The sequence below is a fragment of the Flavobacterium saccharophilum genome (genome assembly GCF_900142735.1).
In the GTDB taxonomy this organism is placed as follows: Bacteria; Bacteroidota; Bacteroidia; order Flavobacteriales; family Flavobacteriaceae; genus Flavobacterium; species Flavobacterium saccharophilum.
The window spans coordinates 191,951-210,848 of record NZ_FRBY01000004.1; the positions used below are offsets into that span (position 1 = coordinate 191,951).

Annotated in this window: 16 protein-coding genes; 7 read left to right on the plus strand and 9 right to left on the minus strand. The window is 35.0% G+C overall.

The window, feature by feature from the left end; all coding sequences use genetic code 11:
- Positions 1-11: 11 nt before the first annotated feature.
- From BUA98_RS22590 to BUA98_RS14070, 7 genes are all read left to right on the plus strand, one after another.
- On the plus strand, positions 12-1,301 hold the full coding sequence (locus BUA98_RS22590) for an efflux RND transporter permease subunit (protein ID WP_072973555.1): 1,290 nt from the start codon (positions 12-14) through the stop codon (positions 1,299-1,301).
- A gap of 1 nt (position 1,302) precedes the next feature.
- Positions 1,303-3,240, plus strand: a complete 1,938-nt coding sequence (locus tag BUA98_RS22595) for an efflux RND transporter permease subunit (RefSeq protein WP_072973557.1) — start codon at positions 1,303-1,305, stop codon at positions 3,238-3,240.
- The gene (locus BUA98_RS14050) at positions 3,227-4,480 is read left to right on the plus strand and encodes a TolC family protein (RefSeq protein ID WP_072973560.1); all 1,254 of its coding nucleotides are present in this window, start codon (positions 3,227-3,229) and stop codon (positions 4,478-4,480) included. Before BUA98_RS22595 ends, BUA98_RS14050 begins: the two co-directional genes overlap by 14 nt.
- Positions 4,481-4,482: 2 nt before the next feature.
- On the plus strand, positions 4,483-5,730 hold the full coding sequence (locus tag BUA98_RS14055) for a heavy metal-binding domain-containing protein (protein ID WP_072973562.1): 1,248 nt from the start codon (positions 4,483-4,485) through the stop codon (positions 5,728-5,730).
- Between the two features lie 2 nt (positions 5,731-5,732).
- A complete protein-coding gene (locus BUA98_RS14060) occupies positions 5,733-6,947 on the plus strand; it encodes an efflux RND transporter periplasmic adaptor subunit (protein ID WP_072974091.1) in 1,215 nt (404 codons plus the stop codon).
- 73 nt (positions 6,948-7,020) lie between these two features.
- Positions 7,021-7,443, plus strand: a complete 423-nt coding sequence (locus BUA98_RS14065; RefSeq protein WP_072973564.1) for a hypothetical protein — start codon at positions 7,021-7,023, stop codon at positions 7,441-7,443.
- Between the two features lie 121 nt (positions 7,444-7,564).
- Entirely contained in the window at positions 7,565-10,102 is a 2,538-nt protein-coding gene (locus tag BUA98_RS14070; RefSeq protein WP_072973566.1) for a heavy metal translocating P-type ATPase, read from the plus strand.
- Between the two features lie 641 nt (positions 10,103-10,743).
- Here BUA98_RS14070 and BUA98_RS14080 read toward each other — a convergent pair.
- The 9 genes from BUA98_RS14080 to BUA98_RS14125 all read right to left on the minus strand — a co-directional run bounded on the left by BUA98_RS14080 (position 10,744) and on the right by BUA98_RS14125 (position 18,553).
- Entirely contained in the window at positions 10,744-12,912 is a 2,169-nt protein-coding gene (locus BUA98_RS14080; RefSeq protein ID WP_072973570.1) for a TonB-dependent receptor, read from the minus strand.
- Positions 12,913-13,432: 520 nt separating this feature from the next.
- Positions 13,433-13,993, minus strand: coding sequence for a hypothetical protein (locus BUA98_RS14090; protein ID WP_072973573.1), 561 nt, complete (start codon positions 13,991-13,993; stop codon positions 13,433-13,435).
- Between the two features lie 72 nt (positions 13,994-14,065).
- A complete protein-coding gene (locus BUA98_RS14095) occupies positions 14,066-14,638 on the minus strand; it encodes a Crp/Fnr family transcriptional regulator (protein ID WP_072973574.1) in 573 nt (190 codons plus the stop codon).
- Between the two features lie 23 nt (positions 14,639-14,661).
- Complete coding sequence (locus BUA98_RS14100; protein WP_072973575.1) at positions 14,662-15,396, minus strand: metallophosphoesterase family protein; 735 nt, start codon at positions 15,394-15,396, stop codon at positions 14,662-14,664.
- A 23-nt stretch (positions 15,397-15,419) separates the two neighbouring features.
- Complete coding sequence (gene arsB / locus BUA98_RS14105; protein ID WP_072973576.1) at positions 15,420-16,490, minus strand: ACR3 family arsenite efflux transporter; 1,071 nt, start codon at positions 16,488-16,490, stop codon at positions 15,420-15,422.
- Between the two features lie 2 nt (positions 16,491-16,492).
- Positions 16,493-17,107: an arsenate-mycothiol transferase ArsC gene (locus BUA98_RS14110; protein ID WP_072973577.1), complete on the minus strand. Its 615-nt coding sequence runs from the start codon at positions 17,105-17,107 to the stop codon at positions 16,493-16,495.
- A 46-nt stretch (positions 17,108-17,153) separates the two neighbouring features.
- A complete protein-coding gene (locus tag BUA98_RS14115; protein ID WP_072973578.1) occupies positions 17,154-17,627 on the minus strand; it encodes a DUF6428 family protein in 474 nt (157 codons plus the stop codon).
- Between the two features lie 97 nt (positions 17,628-17,724).
- Positions 17,725-18,210 carry a GNAT family N-acetyltransferase gene (locus tag BUA98_RS14120; RefSeq protein WP_072973579.1) on the minus strand — a complete coding sequence of 162 codons (486 nt, stop codon included), beginning with the start codon at positions 18,208-18,210 and terminating at the stop codon, positions 17,725-17,727.
- A 10-nt stretch (positions 18,211-18,220) separates the two neighbouring features.
- Complete coding sequence (locus BUA98_RS14125) at positions 18,221-18,553, minus strand: ArsR/SmtB family transcription factor (RefSeq protein WP_072973580.1); 333 nt, start codon at positions 18,551-18,553, stop codon at positions 18,221-18,223.
- Positions 18,554-18,898 lie beyond the last annotated feature (345 nt).

An 18,898-nucleotide genomic window follows, 5' to 3' on the forward strand; every position in this document is an offset into this window, starting at 1 on the left:
ATTAAAATATTATGGTAGAAAAATTAATATCATTTTCATTAAAAAATAGATCTCTTGTCCTGTTGGTTTCAGCCTGTTTATTTGGTTGGGGAATTTATAGCGTACAGCAAAATCCTATTGATGCCATACCGGATTTATCCGAAAATCAAGTCATTGTATTTACGGAATGGATGGGCAGAAGCCCGCAGGTTATAGAATCGCAGGTGACTTATCCTTTGGTTTCAAATCTTCAGGGAATTCCAAAAGTAAAAAATATTCGTGGTGCTTCTATGTTTGGGATGAGCTTCGTGTACATCATTTTTGAAGATAACGTCGATGCCTATTGGGCAAGAACTCGTGTGTTGGAACGACTAAATTATGCCCAACGATTATTGCCTCAAAATGTCGTTCCAACATTAGGGCCTGACGGAACAGGTGTTGGACATGTTTTTTGGTATCATCTTGATGCCAAAGGAATGGACTTAGGAGAACAAAGAGCTTTGCAGGATTGGTACGTGAAGTTTGCCCTGCAAACTGTGCCTGGAGTTGCGGAAGTTGCCTCATTTGGAGGTTTTGAAAAACAATACCAATTGGTTTTAGATCCTTTAAAAATGCAATATTACAAAGTCAGTATGATGGAAGTGATGAACGCTGTCAAGGCCAATAATAACGACGTTGGAGGACGGAAGTTTGAAATGAGTGATATGTCATACATCGTTAGGGGTTTGGGTTATATCAAGAACATTCAAGATGTAGAAGAGATTGCAATTAAAAATTACAATTCTATTCCGGTACGGGTTAAAGATATTGGATCCATTCAAATGGGAGGTGATTTGCGCTTGGGTATTTTTGATGAAAACGGAACTGGAGAAGTAGTTGGTGGTATTGTGGTGATGCGATACGGTGAAAATGCCGACAATGTCATAAAAGCCGTTAAAGCCAAAATGAAAGAAGTGGAGAAAGGATTGCCAGAAGGCGTCACTTTCAAAACCTCTTATGACCGAAGCGATTTGATTGAAAAAGCAATCGAATCCGTCAAAGGAACACTATTCGAAGAAATGATAGCTGTTTCGATAGTCGTATTACTTTTTCTTTTCCATTGGAGAAGCGCCCTTATTATCCTAATACAAATACCAATTTCGGTGGCTGTTGCCTTTATCTTCCTGCAGGCTTTTGGGATATCTTCCAATATAATGTCACTTACGGGAATAGCTTTGGCAATTGGAGTTTTAGTAGATGACGGAATTGTGATGGTGGAAAACGCTTATAGGACAATTTCGGAGAAACAGGAAGAAATGGATAATAACCAACAAGCTACTTAAAATGACAAATAAGATAAAAAATATATTCAAAAAAGAAAAGGATCCGTTATCATCCGATGAAAAACTAAAACTAATTGAAGCTTCGTCCAAATTGGTCGGCCCAGGAGTGTTTTATTCGACGATAATTGTGATTGCATCATTCTTGCCAGTATTCTTGCTTACGGGAATGGAAGGCAAACTGTTTAGCCCATTGGCTTGGACAAAATCATTTATCCTAATTGTGGATGCTTTTTTTGCAATTACACTTACTCCTGTGTTGATTAGCTTTTTACTCAAAGGCAAACTTCGCACAGAAAACAAAAATCCAATAAACAGAAAATTAGAGAGTATTTATACACCAATTTTGGAGTTTTGTTTGAGATGGAGAAAAACAGTCTTGGCAATTAATATTGTGGCATTATTAGTAGGTGTATTGATGTTTACTCGTCTGGGATCGGAATTTATGCCTCCCTTGGATGAAGGCTCTGTTTTATTTATGCCTGTAACCTTGCCCGATGTTTCCAATTCTGAGGTAAAAAGGATTTTGCAGGTTCAGGACAAGCTGATAAAATCAATTCCCGAAGTTGCCCACGTTTTGGGAAAAGCGGGAAGAGCCAACACTGCAACCGATAATAGTCCAATCAGCATGATTGAAACAATTATTTTGCTAAAACCGCGCAGTGAATGGAGAGACGGCAAGAAGAAAGAAGATATTGTCAATGAAATCAATAATAAACTGCAAATACCAGGAGTGACAAATGGTTTTACCCAACCAATTATCAACCGTATCAATATGCTCTCAACGGGAATCAGAACCGATGTGGGAATAAAAATATATGGCGAAAGTCTAGACACCATTAATGCTTTAGCCCAAAAAATAAAAATGGCCTTGGACGGAACATCGGGGGTAAAAGATTTGTACGCTGAACCTATTACTGGAGGGAAATACATAGATATTAAAGCCAAACGGGAAGTAATTGGTCGATATGGACTAAGCATCGATGATATAAATAACGTGGTTGAGGCTTCTATCGGAGGAATGAAATTGACCACAACCATTGAGGGAAGACAGCGTTTCTCGGTAAATGCAAGGTATGCGCAAGAATACAGAAATAGTATTGACGCCCTGAAAAAGCTACAAGTACAGACAATGGATTTTGGACCAATTCCTTTGGAAACCGTTGCCGATGTAACTATCAGTGATGGCCCGCCAATGATAAACAGTGAAAATGCAATGCTCCGAGGGAGTGTTTTGTTCAATGTTCGTGACCGTGATTTAGGAAGCACAGTCAAAGAAGCACAGTCGAAACTTAATGAAATGATAACCAAAATGCCAAAAGGCTATTATGTGGAATGGAGTGGCCAATGGGAAAACCAAATCAGGGCAAACAAAACTTTGAGTTTAATTCTGCCAATTGTTGTTACTATTATTTTCCTCATCCTGTATTTTACTTATAATTCAATGAAAGAAGCATTGATTACGATGATAACGGTTCCGTTTGCGTTGATTGGAGGTGTTTTTATGGTCTATTTTTATGGAATTAATTTGTCTGTTGCCGTGGCCGTCGGCTTTATTGCTTTGTTTGGTTTGGCAATTGAAACCGCAATGCTAATTACCATTTATTTGAATGAAGCAATGAACAAAATGGTAGAAAAATATGGCAACAGCAAGGAAACATTGACAGAAGAAATAATTAGAGAATATATTATTGAGGGTTCAGCCAAGAGACTACGTCCCAAACTAATGACGGTTTCTGTTTCATTATTTGGTTTGATTCCGATACTTTGGGCTACAGGAACAGGTGCAGATGTGATGCTCCCAATTACCGTTCCGCTCATTGGAGGAACAATTACATCAACGATTTATGTATTACTGGTAACCCCTGTTGTTTTTGAGATGGTAAAACTTCATGAATTAAGAACAAAAGGAAAAATAACTCTTATAGATGCAAAACATTAAACTTTATTTCGTTTTAAGTTGTTTGATTTTAAGCGTTGCAAATAGTAAAGCGCAAACACTTACATTGGATAATGTCTTGAACACAATCAAAACAAACAATCCACAATTGAAAATGTATGATGCCGATATTCAAAGCATGGATGCTTCTGCCCAAGGCGCCAGAAGCTGGATGCCTCCACAAGTTGAAACAGGTTTCTTTATGACACCGTATAATTCCAATTTGTGGAAAGCCGATGAAATGGCTCCAGGGATGGGAAGTTATATGTTGGGAGTAACCCAAATGATTCCTAATGCTTCTAAGCTTAATGCCAATGAAAATTTGATGAAAGCAATGTCTTCTGTTGAAAGTGAAAATAAAAATTTCACCCTGAACCAACTCAATGCATCGGCCAAAACCAATTATTACCAGTGGATCATCAGCAAGAAAAAAATAAAAATTGCCCAAGACAATCTTTTGCTTCTTGATTATATGATTAAGAGTATGGAAATACGATATCAATACAATATGGATAAATTGCCATCGTATTACAAAGCCAAATCCCAATATTCCTCTTTGCAAAGTATGATTGTAATGTTAGAAAATGATGTGTCTCAACGAAAATATATGCTCAATACACTAATGGCTCGTGATAAAAACGAGAATTTGGAAATTGATTCCAGTTATGAAATTAAGGATTTCAATCTTTTTGAAACAGATTTATCTTCCTATATAAATAACCGCAGTGATATTAAGGCCATCGATAAAACTAAGGAAATCAACAATCTTAAAATTGAAGTAGAAAAAGTGGCAACCAGACCTGAATTTGGTGTTAAATACGACCATATGTTTGCTTTTGGAAATCAGCCTCAGCAATTCTCATTGATGGGTATGGTTACAATTCCGATGCCTTGGTCAAACAAAATGAATAAAGCCAATATGGAAAGCTATCGTATTAAAAACGAAAGTTTGGATTGGCAAAAGCAAATGATTGCCAATGAAACCACCGGAATGATAAAAGGGATGAATGCTGAGTTTTTGAATCTGAAAAAACAATATCAAATCAATCAAGACAATATTATTCCTGCTTTGAAACGAAATTATGACACCGCAATTTTAGCGTGGCAAAACAACACAGGAGAATTGTTCGTGGCGTTAGATGCTTGGGAAGCGATGAATATGACCCAAATCGATGCTTTGGACAAATTAAAAATGATTTTAACGACACAAACAGAAATCGAAAAACAACTTGAAACCAAATAATTATGAACCGATATATAAAATATATTGTTGCTTTTATAGTGATTTCTATTATTGGAATTGCAATTTATTTCGTTGCCATAAAATCGGGAAGTCATTCGGAAATGGAGCATCAAGAGGATGTTTACACCTGTTCGATGCATCCGCAAATAATTAGAGATAAACCAGGCAGTTGTCCTATTTGCGGGATGACATTAGTAAAAAAAATTACCGAAGACCATTTGGGAGACAGTCATTCGATTGATCATCTTTTGAAGCCAACGGATAATTTTGTTGTAGGCAATTATCAAACTGAGACTGTAAAAGAAACGGCTATAAGCAGTGAAGTCAATTTGCCGGGAACAGTAATTTATGACCCTAATTCATCTGTAAATATCTCAGCTAGAATTAGTGGTCGAATCGAGAAAATGTATGTCAATTATAAATACCAAAGGGTAGCCAAAGGACAGAAAATATTTGAATTGTACAGTCCTGAATTATTGACTGAACAGCAAAATTTTATCTATTTAATTACCAATGACAATCAAAACACATCGATAATTAATTCTGCTAAACAGAAATTATTGCTTTACGGAATGACAAATACTCAGATAAATGCATTGTCCTCCGCTAAAAAAACAAATCCAATAATTACAATTTACAGTCCTGCTAACGGAATCATTATCGGAACGGAAAAAATGGCTAGTACAAATACTTCTTCAATGTCAAGTGCAAGCAACAATACAGAAACCTTGGACATAAAAGAAGGTAATTATATCAAAAAAGGTGAAGGTGTTTTCAGGTTGGTAAATACGGATAAAGTTTGGGGTGTTTTCAATGTTTTGGAAGGATACAACAGCCTACTTAAAATCAATCAGGCTATAAATATTACTTCTGAATTGGATGAAAAAAACACTATTTACGGGAAAATAAATTTTGTGGAAACGCAATTAAACCCAGCTGATAAAACCAATAGAATTAGAGTTTATCTGAATAATGAAAAGCTGAAATTACCTATCGGCATAAGATTGCAAGGCGTTGTACAATTAAAATCAACAAAGGGAATCTGGTTGCATAAGCAGGCTTTGGTCAGCTTGGGAGAGACAAAAGTGGTTTTTCTAAAAAAGGAAAATGGCTTCAAAGCAACAGCGGTACATACAGGTATCGAAATGGCTGATTTTATTCAAATTGCAGATGGTATTTCTGTGGGAGACACCATTGCTCAAAACGGACAATATTTAATTGATAGCGAAAGCTTTATTAAAACCGAATAATGATGAAGACGATAAAAACAATAAGTTTACTGGCAATACTATTTACAGTAATAGCTTGTAATACTAAAAATAAGGAAGACCACAACAAACACAATAAGGGTAAAGAAACAACATATTACACTTGTTCAATGGATCCGCAGGTTAAGGAAGATAAGCCGGGCAAATGCCCTATTTGTCATATGCATTTAACTCCAATGAAAAAAAACGTTTCAGGAGCCAACGAAATAAGTTTGAGTAAACAGCAAATAAAACTAGGCAACATCTCCACACAGTCAATTGCTGAATCTCAAAATAGCATCGAACAAAATTATACGGGAGTTTTAACGATCAATCAGGAGAAAGCAAATACCCTTTCTGCGCGGGCGATGGGACGAATTGAAAAACTGTATTTTAAGACAGTTGGCGAATACGTCAAAAAAAACGATCCTATTTATACTTTGTACAGCGAGGACATTGCCATTGCAAAACAAGATTATTTAATGGCTTATAAGCAATTGTCTATGCCTGGAGATTTTGGCAAAAATGCTCAAAATATGCTCAAGGCTTCCAAACAAAAATTGTTGTTCTTTGGTTTGACCAATGCACAAATTGAAAATATAAAAACCAAATCGGATGCTTCTCCAAATACTACGTTTTACAGTACATCACGCGGTTATGTTTCGGAAATAGTCGCAACAGAAGGCAGTTATGCAATGGAAGGTTCGGCAATAATAAAATTAGCCGATTTGAACAGTCTTTGGCTCGAAACGCAAGTCAATGTCAATTATGCCAAAAATGTGCATCTTGGACAAAAGGCTAAAATCATCTTCACGGATTTTCCAAATAAAACAGTAGACGCAAAAGTTTCTTTCATTAATCCTGAAATCAATCCTGACACACGTTTACTCCTAATTCGATTGGAAATACCAAATCCAAATTTTCAATTAAAACCCGGAATGCAGGCTATTGCAAAAATAACCCAATCGAATGCGAAAGGATTGTTTATACCGATTGATGCCGTAATCTGGGAACAAAATGCAACCTATATCTGGATCGAAAAAAGCCCAGGTGTGTTTGAAAATGTTATGGTCAAAACGGGAGCAGAAATAAATGGGATGATTGAAATTAAATCTGAAATTGATCCCTCAAAAAAAGTGGTAATTACAGGAGCTTATGCCATAAACAGCGAATATAAATTCCGAAAAGGAAGCGACCCAATGGAAGGAATGAAAATGTAAAAATAGTATTGAGTATCCTAAATAACCAAGCCCTTTATAAATCAAAATTGAATCTTGAAAAAATACTAAATAAATGGAAAAACTAAAACCATATTCAGCATTAATACTTGCATTGGGAGGATTTATTCTTTTTGTAATGGGATTGTACTTTGTTTTTATCCGACCACCTTTATTGCCAGAAGATTTACGCTATATGCAAACTACTTCAATGGTTATTAATAATTCCGCTCCGGGTTTAGCAGTTTGGCTTCAAAAAGTATTTTGGGTAATGGGCAGTTACATTTTAACAACAGGATTGCTTACAATTTTTATAGCACTCACTTCCTTTCGGGAGCGTACACAAGGAGCTTTTCCCATAGTCGCTATAGCAGGAATGAGTTCAATTGGTTTTATGACCATTGTAAATTTTATTATTAATTCAGATTTCAAATGGATATTGTCGATTTTTACGCTTCCTTGGTTAATTGCATTAATACTTTATCGACTTCATAAATGAAAAATTCAGAAAAGAGTATCAATTTTCTCATCATATTAAGGAGAAAACGATGCACAATAAACAGCGAATATAAATTCCGTAAAGGGAGCGACCCGATGGAAGAAATGAAAATGTAAAAATCATGACACATACTTATACTATTGAAGGAATGACTTGCGATGGTTGTCGCTCTAAAGTCGAAAAAACATTGAATACAATTGATGGTATTGAAGCAAAAGTTTCATTAACTCCATCAATAGCAACCATCACTATGGATAAACACGTTCCAACATCTGTATTGCAAGAAGCTTTGACAACTGCTGGAATATACACTATTAAATTGAGTACTGATAAAATCGAGGAGCATTCATCAACAAACGAAGCTACTTCAAAATCCCATTCCTCGACGCATTCCCACAGTGATAAAAAAGAAATTAAAGTTCCTGTTAATGCTAATGGCCAATACTATTGTCCAATGCATTGTGAAGGCGAAAAAGTCTACGACAAAGCAGGCGACTGTCCTGTATGTGGAATGGATTTAGTCAAAGTACCAGAGTTAAAAGCTAGCAAAACGTTATACACGTGTCCGATGCATCCTGAAGTTATTCAAGAAGCTCCAGGCTCGTGTCCAATTTGCGGGATGGACTTAGTACCTATGGAACCCAATGACAGCGAAGACCAAAAGACGTACAAGGATTTGGCCAGGAAAATGAAAATAGCTTTAGTATTTACCGTACCCATTTTCGCCATTGCAATGATAGAAATGGCACACAACAATCCTTTATTAAAACTAATGGATGCCTCAAAATGGAATTGGGTGCAATTGTTGCTTTCGCTCCCTGTAGTTTTTTATGCGTGTTGGATGTTCTTTGTTCGTGCTTTTAAATCCATTATTACTTGGAATTTGAATATGTTTACCCTTATTGGTATAGGAACGGGAGTTGCCTTTTTGTTTAGTCTAGTTGGAATGTTTTTTCCTGATGTTTTCCCAAATGAATTTAAAACTGAACACGGAACAGTATTACTCTATTTTGAAGCTACAACAGTTATTCTAACTTTAGTTTTGTTAGGACAATTATTAGAAGCAAGGGCGCACAGTCAAACTAGTGGAGCTATAAAAGAATTATTAAAGCTTGCTCCTACAGAAGCAACTTTGGTAATTGATGGAAATGATAAAGTAATTTCAATCCACGACATTAAAAAAGGCGATCTATTGCGAGTAAAACCTGGAGACAAAATTCCTGTAGATGGAAAAATAAGCGATGGCGAGAGTAGTATTGATGAAGCAATGATTACTGGCGAACCTATTCCGGTTGACAAAAAGAAAGATGACAATGTAATTGCCGGAACAATCAACGGGAATAAATCCTTTGTTATGATTGCTGAAAAAGTGGGTTCAGAAACCTTGCTTTCACAAATTGTGCAAATGGTAAATGATGCCAGTCGTTCAAGAGCGCCAATTCAGAAATTAGCCGACAGTATTGCTAAATATTTTGTACCAATTGTAGTCATTATTTCGGTAATAACATTTTTCATTTGGGCAAAATTTGGTCCAGAACCTGCATTGGTTTATGGTTTTATAAATGCTATTGCTGTTTTAATTATCGCTTGCCCGTGCGCATTGGGTTTGGCTACGCCAATGTCGGTAATGGTTGGTGTTGGCAAAGGTGCACAATCGGGAGTTTTGATAAAAAATGCCGAAGCATTAGAAAATATGAATAAAATAAATGTTTTAATCACCGATAAAACAGGAACAATAACAGAAGGTAAACCATCGGTAGAAACCATTTTCGCATCAAACAATAATGAAAACGATTTGCTACAAAGCATCGCTTCTTTAAATCAATACAGCGAGCATCCATTAGCACAAGCGGTTGTTAATTATGCTAAATCAAAAACCGTTTCATTAATAGAAGTTAAAGATTTTGAAGCCGTTGCAGGAAAAGGAGTTACAGGAACGGTTACCAATAAAAAAGTAGCATTAGGCAATAAAAAATTAATGGAACTGGTCAAAGCCAATGTTTCTGATGATTTAGAAAATAAAATTATTGCTGAACAGAAACTAGGAAAAACTGTTTCATATATTGCTGTTGATAGTGTTGCTGTTGGTTTTGTATCAATTACCGATGCAATTAAAATATCTAGTAAAGAAGCCATAAAAGAATTATTGCGTCAAGGAATTGAAGTCATTATGCTTACTGGCGACAATGTAAATACAGCCAAAGCAGTTGCTGATGAATTAAACTTATCATCCTACAGAGCTAGTTGTTTACCCGAAGACAAATTGAACGAAATAAAACGTTTACAATCCGAAGGGAAAATTGTAGCAATGGCAGGCGATGGTATAAATGATGCGCCCGCTCTTGCACAAGCCGACATTGGAATTGCTATGGGAACAGGAACTGATGTGGCTATTGAAAGTGCAAAAATTACTTTGGTAAAAGGTGATTTACAAGGTATAGTAAAAGCCAAGAATTTGAGCCACTCTGTAATGCGAAATATCAAACAAAATTTGTTTTTTGCTTTCTTTTACAATGTTTTAGGAGTTCCCATTGCAGCAGGAGTTTTATATCCATTTTTTGGAATTTTATTATCGCCCATGATTGCAGCTTTAGCAATGAGTTTTAGTTCGGTTTCTGTAATTGTAAATGCTTTGCGATTAAGAAGTTTGAAATTGTAATAACAAATAAAAAATAAGTTATAGCTGTTTTAAAAACGAATAACTTTACTCAAATGATGCTATCTGTAAATTTGATTCTGATTATTCATTATGCAGAAATAGCAAAATCAGTGTAAATACATAAAGCATGGATAATGTATGGAAAAGCAATAAATAAGCTTTAGAAGCTAATGATGAACCTATCTTACATCATTAAGTTTTTAGTGCTAACTTTTTCAAATCCTGAAAAAAATGTTTCGTATACAGGTTCATAAGGACCTCATTAAAAGAGGATAAAAAGAATGATGCTTTAAATAGGAGAGCTATAGTCCAATTATTGAAATTGGTACCATTACAAAAAACATAATAAGTGTCCAACCTCCGAATAATTCAAAGCTACCCAAGCCTAAAGCAAAAGCTCCAAAAGCAAATAATGGAAAACAGCAAGGGGAAAAAATGCTGTTATAAATAATCCGGTTAATCCTAGCTTGTCTATATTATTCGTTATTTTCATTTTATGATATTTCAAAAATTTGATTGAAGTTGATTTTTTTAATTCAAATATATAGTTAAATTGTCTTTGCATTTTATTTGTTTAATTTAAATTGAAAAAAAAGCCTGTAGAAATATTCTCTACAGGCTTTTTATATTTATGGTAATATCTATAATTTTATTTTAATCCCAGCGTTTACGACAAATCCATCTAGGGGAGCATAAATATCCTTAAAAACAGGATTTGAAATTGGTCCTGTATAAATACTTCCAAATTTAGTTTGTCTCGTATCGGTAAAGTTTTCGAAATTGGCATAAAGAGAAAAGTTCTCCCATAGTTTTTCCACCATAAAACCAAAAATCCAATATTCCCTTCCGGTTGTTCCATCATTTAATTTTTGAGCACTGTAATAATACGCCTCTAATCCAGCTTTCCATTTGTCTTCTACTTCATACATCAAGACATTATTCAATCGATGTTTGGCTGTTAAAGGATTTTCAGATTTAATGCCATTATTATCTATTGACGCATCGGTGTAGGTATAACCTAAAAATAGTTTAAAATCCTTATATCCTAATTTTACATTAGTTTCAGCTCCCTTGGTATCTAAATAGCCATCAATATTAACAAACTGGTAAATAGCATTAGGAAGTGAAGTTAAGATCAGAGGATTATCTACATTAGTATAAAAGAACAACTGATTGAGCGATAAAGATATATCCTCAGTAATACTGGCCTTGTAATTAACATCAAAATTTACACCGTAGCTTTTTTCAAGTTTATTAAAATCACTATTGATAGGCAATACATTTTGATACTGAATACGCTCGCTTTCTTCGGTAAATATAGTTGGCGTTTTATACCCTAAGCCACCGCCGAGTCTTGAGGTAAGTTTAGGACTTATCTTAAATAGAGCAGAAATTCTTGGCAAAAATGAAAATCCATAATCAATAACATAATCACCTCTAAGACCTGTCTCAATATCAAGCCACTCTTTAGCTTTGAGAGTATTTTGAACAAAAGCCCCGTAGGTTATCTGATTATAATCTCTTAGAGGAAAAGCAGTAGTGCTGTTTTCTGTAAATTTATCAGTGTATAAATTGGCTCCTGTAACCCATTCGGAAATCTCGCCATTATGGGAATATGTAATTTCAGAAAAAGTACTGTTCTGAAGTCCATCAAAAGTATAATCGGGAATAGTTATTACACGACTAAAATTATTGAAGCTATTTTTGAATGTTAGAGATTCCTTTTCACTTAATTTATGGGTAAGGGTAAATTGAGTACTTATTCTCTGTGTTTTATTTTTTTCAAAATAACTATCAGGGTACTTACTTTTGTCTTTAATATAATCAATGTTTCCACCAATACGATTTTCGAAAACTGTATTTACACCAAAATTAAGTTTTGTCTTTTCATTAAAATAGACAAACAATTTGGGATTAAAATTAAAACGCTCAAACTTTGGAATAGCCGTAAGCTGAATATTGGCAGGGTCGTAGGGTGCATTGCGATCATGTGAGGCAAAAACAGTCAATCCAATTTTATTGAATCGCTGTGAGTAAAAGCCATTAATATCCAATCCAAGAGCGGAAGTTCCGTTTAATAAAAATCGCAATTCTCTTTCTTCGGTTGGGGTTTTAGAAACTAAATTCACCAAGCCTGCAATTGCTCCCCCGCCATATAGGGTAGAGGCAGATCCTTTAATGATCTCCACTTGTTTTAAATCCAGTGGTGGTGTCTGCAGTAATCCCAGTCCGCTGGAAGCTCCTGAATAAACGGGGAAACCATCTTTTAATATTTGGGTATACCTGCCGTCCAATCCCTGAATTCTGATAGAAGAATTCCCTGATGTTGCCGATGTCTGTTGGGTTTGTATACCCGTGCTTTCATTGAGCATCATACGGATATCGCCGGGTTTCATGTTGGCTTTTTCTTCGAGTTCTTCTCCGGCAATAAATTCTACGCGGGTGGGAATGTTACTTATCGTTCGTGTACCTCTGGTGGAAGTGACAACAATTTCATCCATCTTTTCTGCTTCACTCTCTAATGAAATTTCTAAAAATTCCCCTGTAAAAGGTATTGTAAAGGATGCCATGTTCGATTTATAGCCTTCCATAGAAAAAGAAACATTATAAACGCCCTGCTGAAGATTTTCAAAAACGATAAGCCCTTCTGCGTTTGATACAGATGATACATTAGTCTGCTCAATTTTAGCAGTTACACCATTAATAGGCACGCTTGTTTGGGCATCTTTAATGAGAACTTTAATTTTATTCTGTGCTTGTGCTGTGCCAATAGTTGTTATTGCCGCAATCAATAAAATATATTTAAACATTTATAATTTCTTAATATTAATACATAAATATGCTCATGATCTTGCAATCATAAGCGTAAAACTTTTTAAATAGTAAGAAATTTAGGGGGTTGCCAAATTTTACAAAAGAAGGAGGAATCAACAAACTTATCGTAGGATATAGGTTGTAGTATTTCGGTTGTTGTAAATTCTAATTTTTCTGAAATTAATAGTGAAGTTTGTGTAATTGTAAAGCCAACACAACTTCCACAAGCATAAAAGGGAGAACATTTTCCATTACAATCATTTCCACAGCTATGCGAATCATTTTTGCAATTTTTCTCGACATTACATTCTGAATGTTTAGAATATGCACTGCAAGGCACTGTTGAAAGAAACAGTACAATGATTGATAATAATGTTACCCAAATTTTCACATTGCGAATTTAGAGATAAAATATACGTTATCGAAATTTTCTTTGAATTATTAAAATAGATCTTTGATAGATTGGTAAAAACCGTGAGAGATTGAAGCTTCGTATGTTATTTAGGTTTGAAAGTTTTATTTTCTACTTGTCAAATTGTTCCAAAAAATACTTGTTTTTGAAAAACATAAAAAGAAGTGAAGAAGTCCAACTAAAACGGAACCTGGTAAAAGATTAATTAAGATAGTATGCAATAGCTCATAGTTTTGATTTTCAATAGTGGGTAAGATTATTATTTGGTTATTTTCAAATTGTAGTTTAATAGACAAGAAAACAGCTATCGAGGCAAAGTGAAATCCATTAACAAAAAGATGTAATATATATTCCCAACGAGGAAGTCCACCCATAAATTCCCTACTGTCTTTCTCTGTATAAGCATCAAGTGCTAAAACTAGAAGATCAAGTGCTACAACTACTAAGCCAATTATAAAACTAAGAGAACAGCTCTGTGATAGGAATAAGAAATATAAAATTGCAGGAAAGAAGATTGCTCTGATTGTATGGATATAATGTTCTGTTTTACTTTCTGGATGATTGTGCAATTTGTATTTGAAAATATGAAGATAAAATCCATCATACAGTGCGAGAATAGAAAAAAGAATAAGTAAAACTGAGGTGATTATAATAGCTGTTTCCATTTATTTTTGAATTTGTTATAAAGCAAAAATAATGGAAGGGGAGAATGTATTAAAGGACAAATGTCCTCGAAATTATTGTGTGATTTCTTTTCGAATCCTGCTAAGTGTTCGACGGGTTACTCCGAGATAGCTGGCGATATCATTTACTGAAGCTTTGTTTAGAATCGAAGGCTCTTCTTTTAATAAACGTAGGTATTTTTCTTTAGCTGTCTCATTGCAAAGAACATTGGCATACTGTTCCATTACCATGTATTGTCTTTCAGCAATTATCCTCCCGATATTCTGCCAAACTGAACTTTTTTGATAAAGATTTTGTAAATCACGGTAATCAATAACCAAAAGCTCAGTATCTTCAATAGCCTGAATAGATAGTTCTGAAGGCTGTTGGGAAACAAAACTTTTATAAGATGTTGTTAAGTTGTTTTCGGTACAGAAACAAGAAGTTACCTCCTCAGATTTTTCATTAAGATAATAAGTTCGGAGTGTTCCTTTTTTTATAAAAGCCACTTCTTGACATATTTTGCCCTGCACTGCAAAATAATTGTTTTTAGGTAAACTACGGTCTTTAAAATATTGGCTGTAATTTTCAAATTCCCCATCGCTGACAGGAGTAAGACTATTCAAAAATAATTTAAAATTTTCCATGAATGATTTTATTGCGGCAGTTCTTAATATGCTTTTCGAAGCATAAGTGCGTATACGTTTGGTAGCGGACTTTCTTCGATAGCCATCGCAGTCTTTTCAATATCATAGTCGACTCTTATGAATTCTACCTGTACACCTTCTTTTTTTGAGAGATTACTGCTTTTGTCCATAGTTAGTACTGCATAACAGCATTTGGGATTTCCGTCCTTTGGTTTTCCTACTGATCCTGCATTAATAGCATGGAAATAACCGCCTTTTTTATTCGGGTTTTCTAAAACTCTATGATAAGGCTTGTGTGAATGGCCACAAATAATAATGTCAGCGTTGGAGTCAAGAAAAATAGCAGTAAAATCATTTTCCTTTTTATCCTCAAGCAAATATTCGGTATTGCTGTAAGGACTGCCGTGTACCATTAAGATCTTGATTAGTTTATCCGTTGTCTGAAATTCTAGTTTAATATGAGCAGGAAGAGCAGAAAGATATTTAATCTGCTCTTTGCCCACTATTTGATATGCATAACTTTCTGAGTCATTAGAACCCTCATTATGTATTTGTACAGCTTTAACATCATGATTTCCTGCCAGAGTCGGAATATGTCTTTTACGAATTTCATTTATCACGGCGTTAGGACATAAATTATAACCTACCAAATCTCCCAGGCAGTAAACAGCGTCAATATTCTGCTGTTCGATACTTTTTAAGGTTTGTTCCAGTGCCGGAAAATTGGCATGTATATCCGATATTATTGCAATTCTCATCTTTTAGAAATTAGTATTGGAAACTATGCTGTTTTTAAATAATACTTCTTTCTGAACCAGAAAGCAACATTAACCAGTGCAATGAGCGCCGGTACTTCTACTAATGGCCCTATAACTCCTGCAAATGCCTGACCGCTGTTTATGCCAAAGACACCAATGGCTACTGCAATAGCAAGCTCAAAATTATTACCGGTAGCCGTAAAAGCTATAGCAGTCGCTTTCGAATAGTCAGCACCAAAATATTTTCCAACAAAGAAGCTGATGATAAACATGATGGTAAAATATATTACCAATGGAACTGCGATACGAACAACATCCATAGGAATCTGGACAATAAGCTCCCCTTTAAGGCTGAACATCACTATGATGGTAAAAAGCAACGATATAAGTGTAATAGGAGAAATAAATGGTACGTATTTAGTTTCAAACCACTCAGAACCTTTCAGGGCAATAAGAGCATAACGGCTTATGATTCCAAGAGCAAAAGGAATTCCTAAATATATCCCCACGCTTTCGGCGATCTGGCCAATACTGATGTTAACTTCAAATCCATTATAGCCAAAGTAGGGAGGAAGAACAGTTATGAAGATATAAGCATATACACTATAAAGCAGAACCTGAAAAATGCTGTTAAGTGCAATAAGGCCTGCAGCATATTCCCTGTTTCCATCTGCCAAATCATTCCAAACGACAACCATTGCAATACAACGGGCCAAACCTGTCAGAATGACACCGATCATATATTCAGGATAGCCATTTAAAAAAAGCAAGGCTAGTAAAAACATTAAAATTGGTCCAACAACCCAATTTAAAAATAAAGAGGCTCCCAGGATTTTTGTGTTTCTAAAAACTTGTCCCATTTGCTCGTATTTCACTTTGGCAAGAGGCGGGTACATCATAAGAATAAGTCCAATAGCCAAAGGAATATTAGTTGTCCCGCTTGAGAATGAATTTATAAAATTACCACTGGACGGAATGAAATATCCTATTGCTACGCCAAGAGCCATAGCCAGGAAAATCCAGAGGGTTAAAAATCTATCCAGGAAACCTATTTTTTTGCGTCCTGCGGCAGGCGCACAGTTATTTACTGACATTTTTATTGTTTGATTTGTGAGAATACATAAAACATTTCAGTCCCAATCTGAAGGCTTCGCTCCAGATATACTTCTTTTTGCTGTGCTGTGCCGTCTGAAACTTTTGGATCTTCAAAAGTAATCGGTATACGCTTTTCGGCACCTGCAATAAAAGGACAGCCTCCATCAGCCTGTGAACAGGTCATTATAGCAACAAATTCACTCTCGGGATTAAAATCATCATCATAGGTTTTAGAAAAACCGATAACGGGTAGTTCATTTGCTGAAAATTTTATAGAGTAAACCGGGTTTTGACTTTCAGAAATAGTTTTAACTTTAAATCCATTGCGTTGCAGGGTTTCGGCTACCATTGGGAAAAGTGCAGTAGCTTCTGTACCTCCTGAATAGCAGGAAACATTTTGTACATTATAATGTGCAGCAGCAGTCTGCGCCCAGACCTGTGACAAGTGACTTCTTCTGGAATTATGTGTGCAGATCAGATTAAGTCTAATCGGCAGTTTGTTGTCGACTTTATTTTGAATATAGTCCACTAATGGCTGAAGTATAGTTTTACGATCTTCTGAAATCTGATTAAAATCAAATGAGTTTAGGGTGTTTTTTATTTCAGTAAATAACATAGTTTTTGTCTGGTATTTATAATAGATGTTTAATTGTCATTAAAAATTAACAACAGCCTGATCCAGGTGCGCATGAACTTGCACTATCAGCATTTAATTGAGATAATTTTACTTTTGATTTGTCGGACGGGATTCCACATTGCTCCTGAGCCAAACATGCAGTCTGTTTATTTAATAGAATAAAGTTTTTGCCATTAAAATCAAGATCATATTTACCGATTGTGGTATCCTGATATTCAACTTCAATTTCATGATCTTCAATGCCTAAAACCTTTTCTGAAAGTTCAATTATATGAATCAATTTTTGTGGTTTAAGTCTGTGTTCATAATCATTAGCATCCCAAAGCTGAAAGTTTACAACAGTTTCTTTTCTTACTGTTCCGCCACAATCAATAAAGTTTTTAGTAATTAGACCAACTTCTGTTACATGGAAATACTCCGGAACAAAATTTCCGTTTGGCAATTCAAAATTTACAGCGTCAACTGTTTTTAATACTTCTTTAATTTCTGAAAGTTTCATAATTTATGTGTTTTAAAAATTTATAATATTTTTTTGCAGCGGTGGTAATAACTATGATTAAGCAATTATTGCTGCTATTGTATTTTTAAGTAAATATTTAATTAATTAATTTGCTTCTTCTTTCCAAAAGGACGTTATCTCTCCAGATTCCATTTTGCTTCCCGATCTTTTCGCGAATGCCTAAGATCCTGAATCCGGCTTTTTCATGAATACGCAGACTTGCTGTATTTTCAGGAAATATACCAGCCTGAAGCGTCCATATGCCTTCAGTTTCACTTAAATGAACAAGCTCGTTTAAAAGTATAAGACCAATTCCTTTGCCTGACTGCTGCGGATCAACATATACGCTGACTTCAGCTACGCCTGCATATACACACCGTGAAGAGACTGGTGTTAGTGCTGCCCAGCCTAGAAGCTGCCCATCTTTTTCTGCAACAACTCTGCAGGAGGCCAGATGTGATGCATTCCAATCTTCCCATGAAGGACTACTGGTCTGAAAAGTAGCATTACCAGTATTTATGCCTTTTTCATATATCAAGCTAACCTGTTCCCAATCAACTGCTAACAAATTTCTTATTTCCATCTTTATAAAATTAACAGCACTCGTTTCTCTTTTTTTCCAAATGAGTGGTGATATGTTCGAAAAAGCCTTTTATTTTTTCTAATCCAGGTTCATTAATGCAATAACAAATAGAGTTACCATCAATGCTTCCTTTTATTAAACCAGCATTTTTAAGTTCCTTAAGATGCTGGGATACTGTAGGCTGGGATAGTGGTAATTCATTAACTATATCTCCGCAGATACAAGTGTCTACTTTTAATAAATATTCCATAATAGCAATTCGGGCTGGATGTCCTAATGCTTTAGCCAAAACAGCAAGTTCGTTTTGACTGTCTGTAAAGTAATCTGTTTTTGTAGCTCCCATTGTTTTATATTTATATTGCAATATTACGATAATGTTTTGAATGAAAAAAGAAAAAATGCTATTTTTTATAATTTTAGAATTTCATAGAATAAAAAAAATTGAAAAGAAGAGATCGATTAGACTACAAAATACTTGTTGAAATCTTTGATGATGGGCTATCGAAGGATACTTATAAAACGAATAGAAATAAATGCAATAAGACAACTGATTTTAAGAACTGCTATTGTCGATTTGCAAATATTTTTTGAAAAGAAATTCGCTAGTAGCATCAAGCAGAAAATTGATTCTAAAAGTTTCGAACCTAATCTCGTTAGACCTTGATTTTGTTGAATTTCTAGATTACAA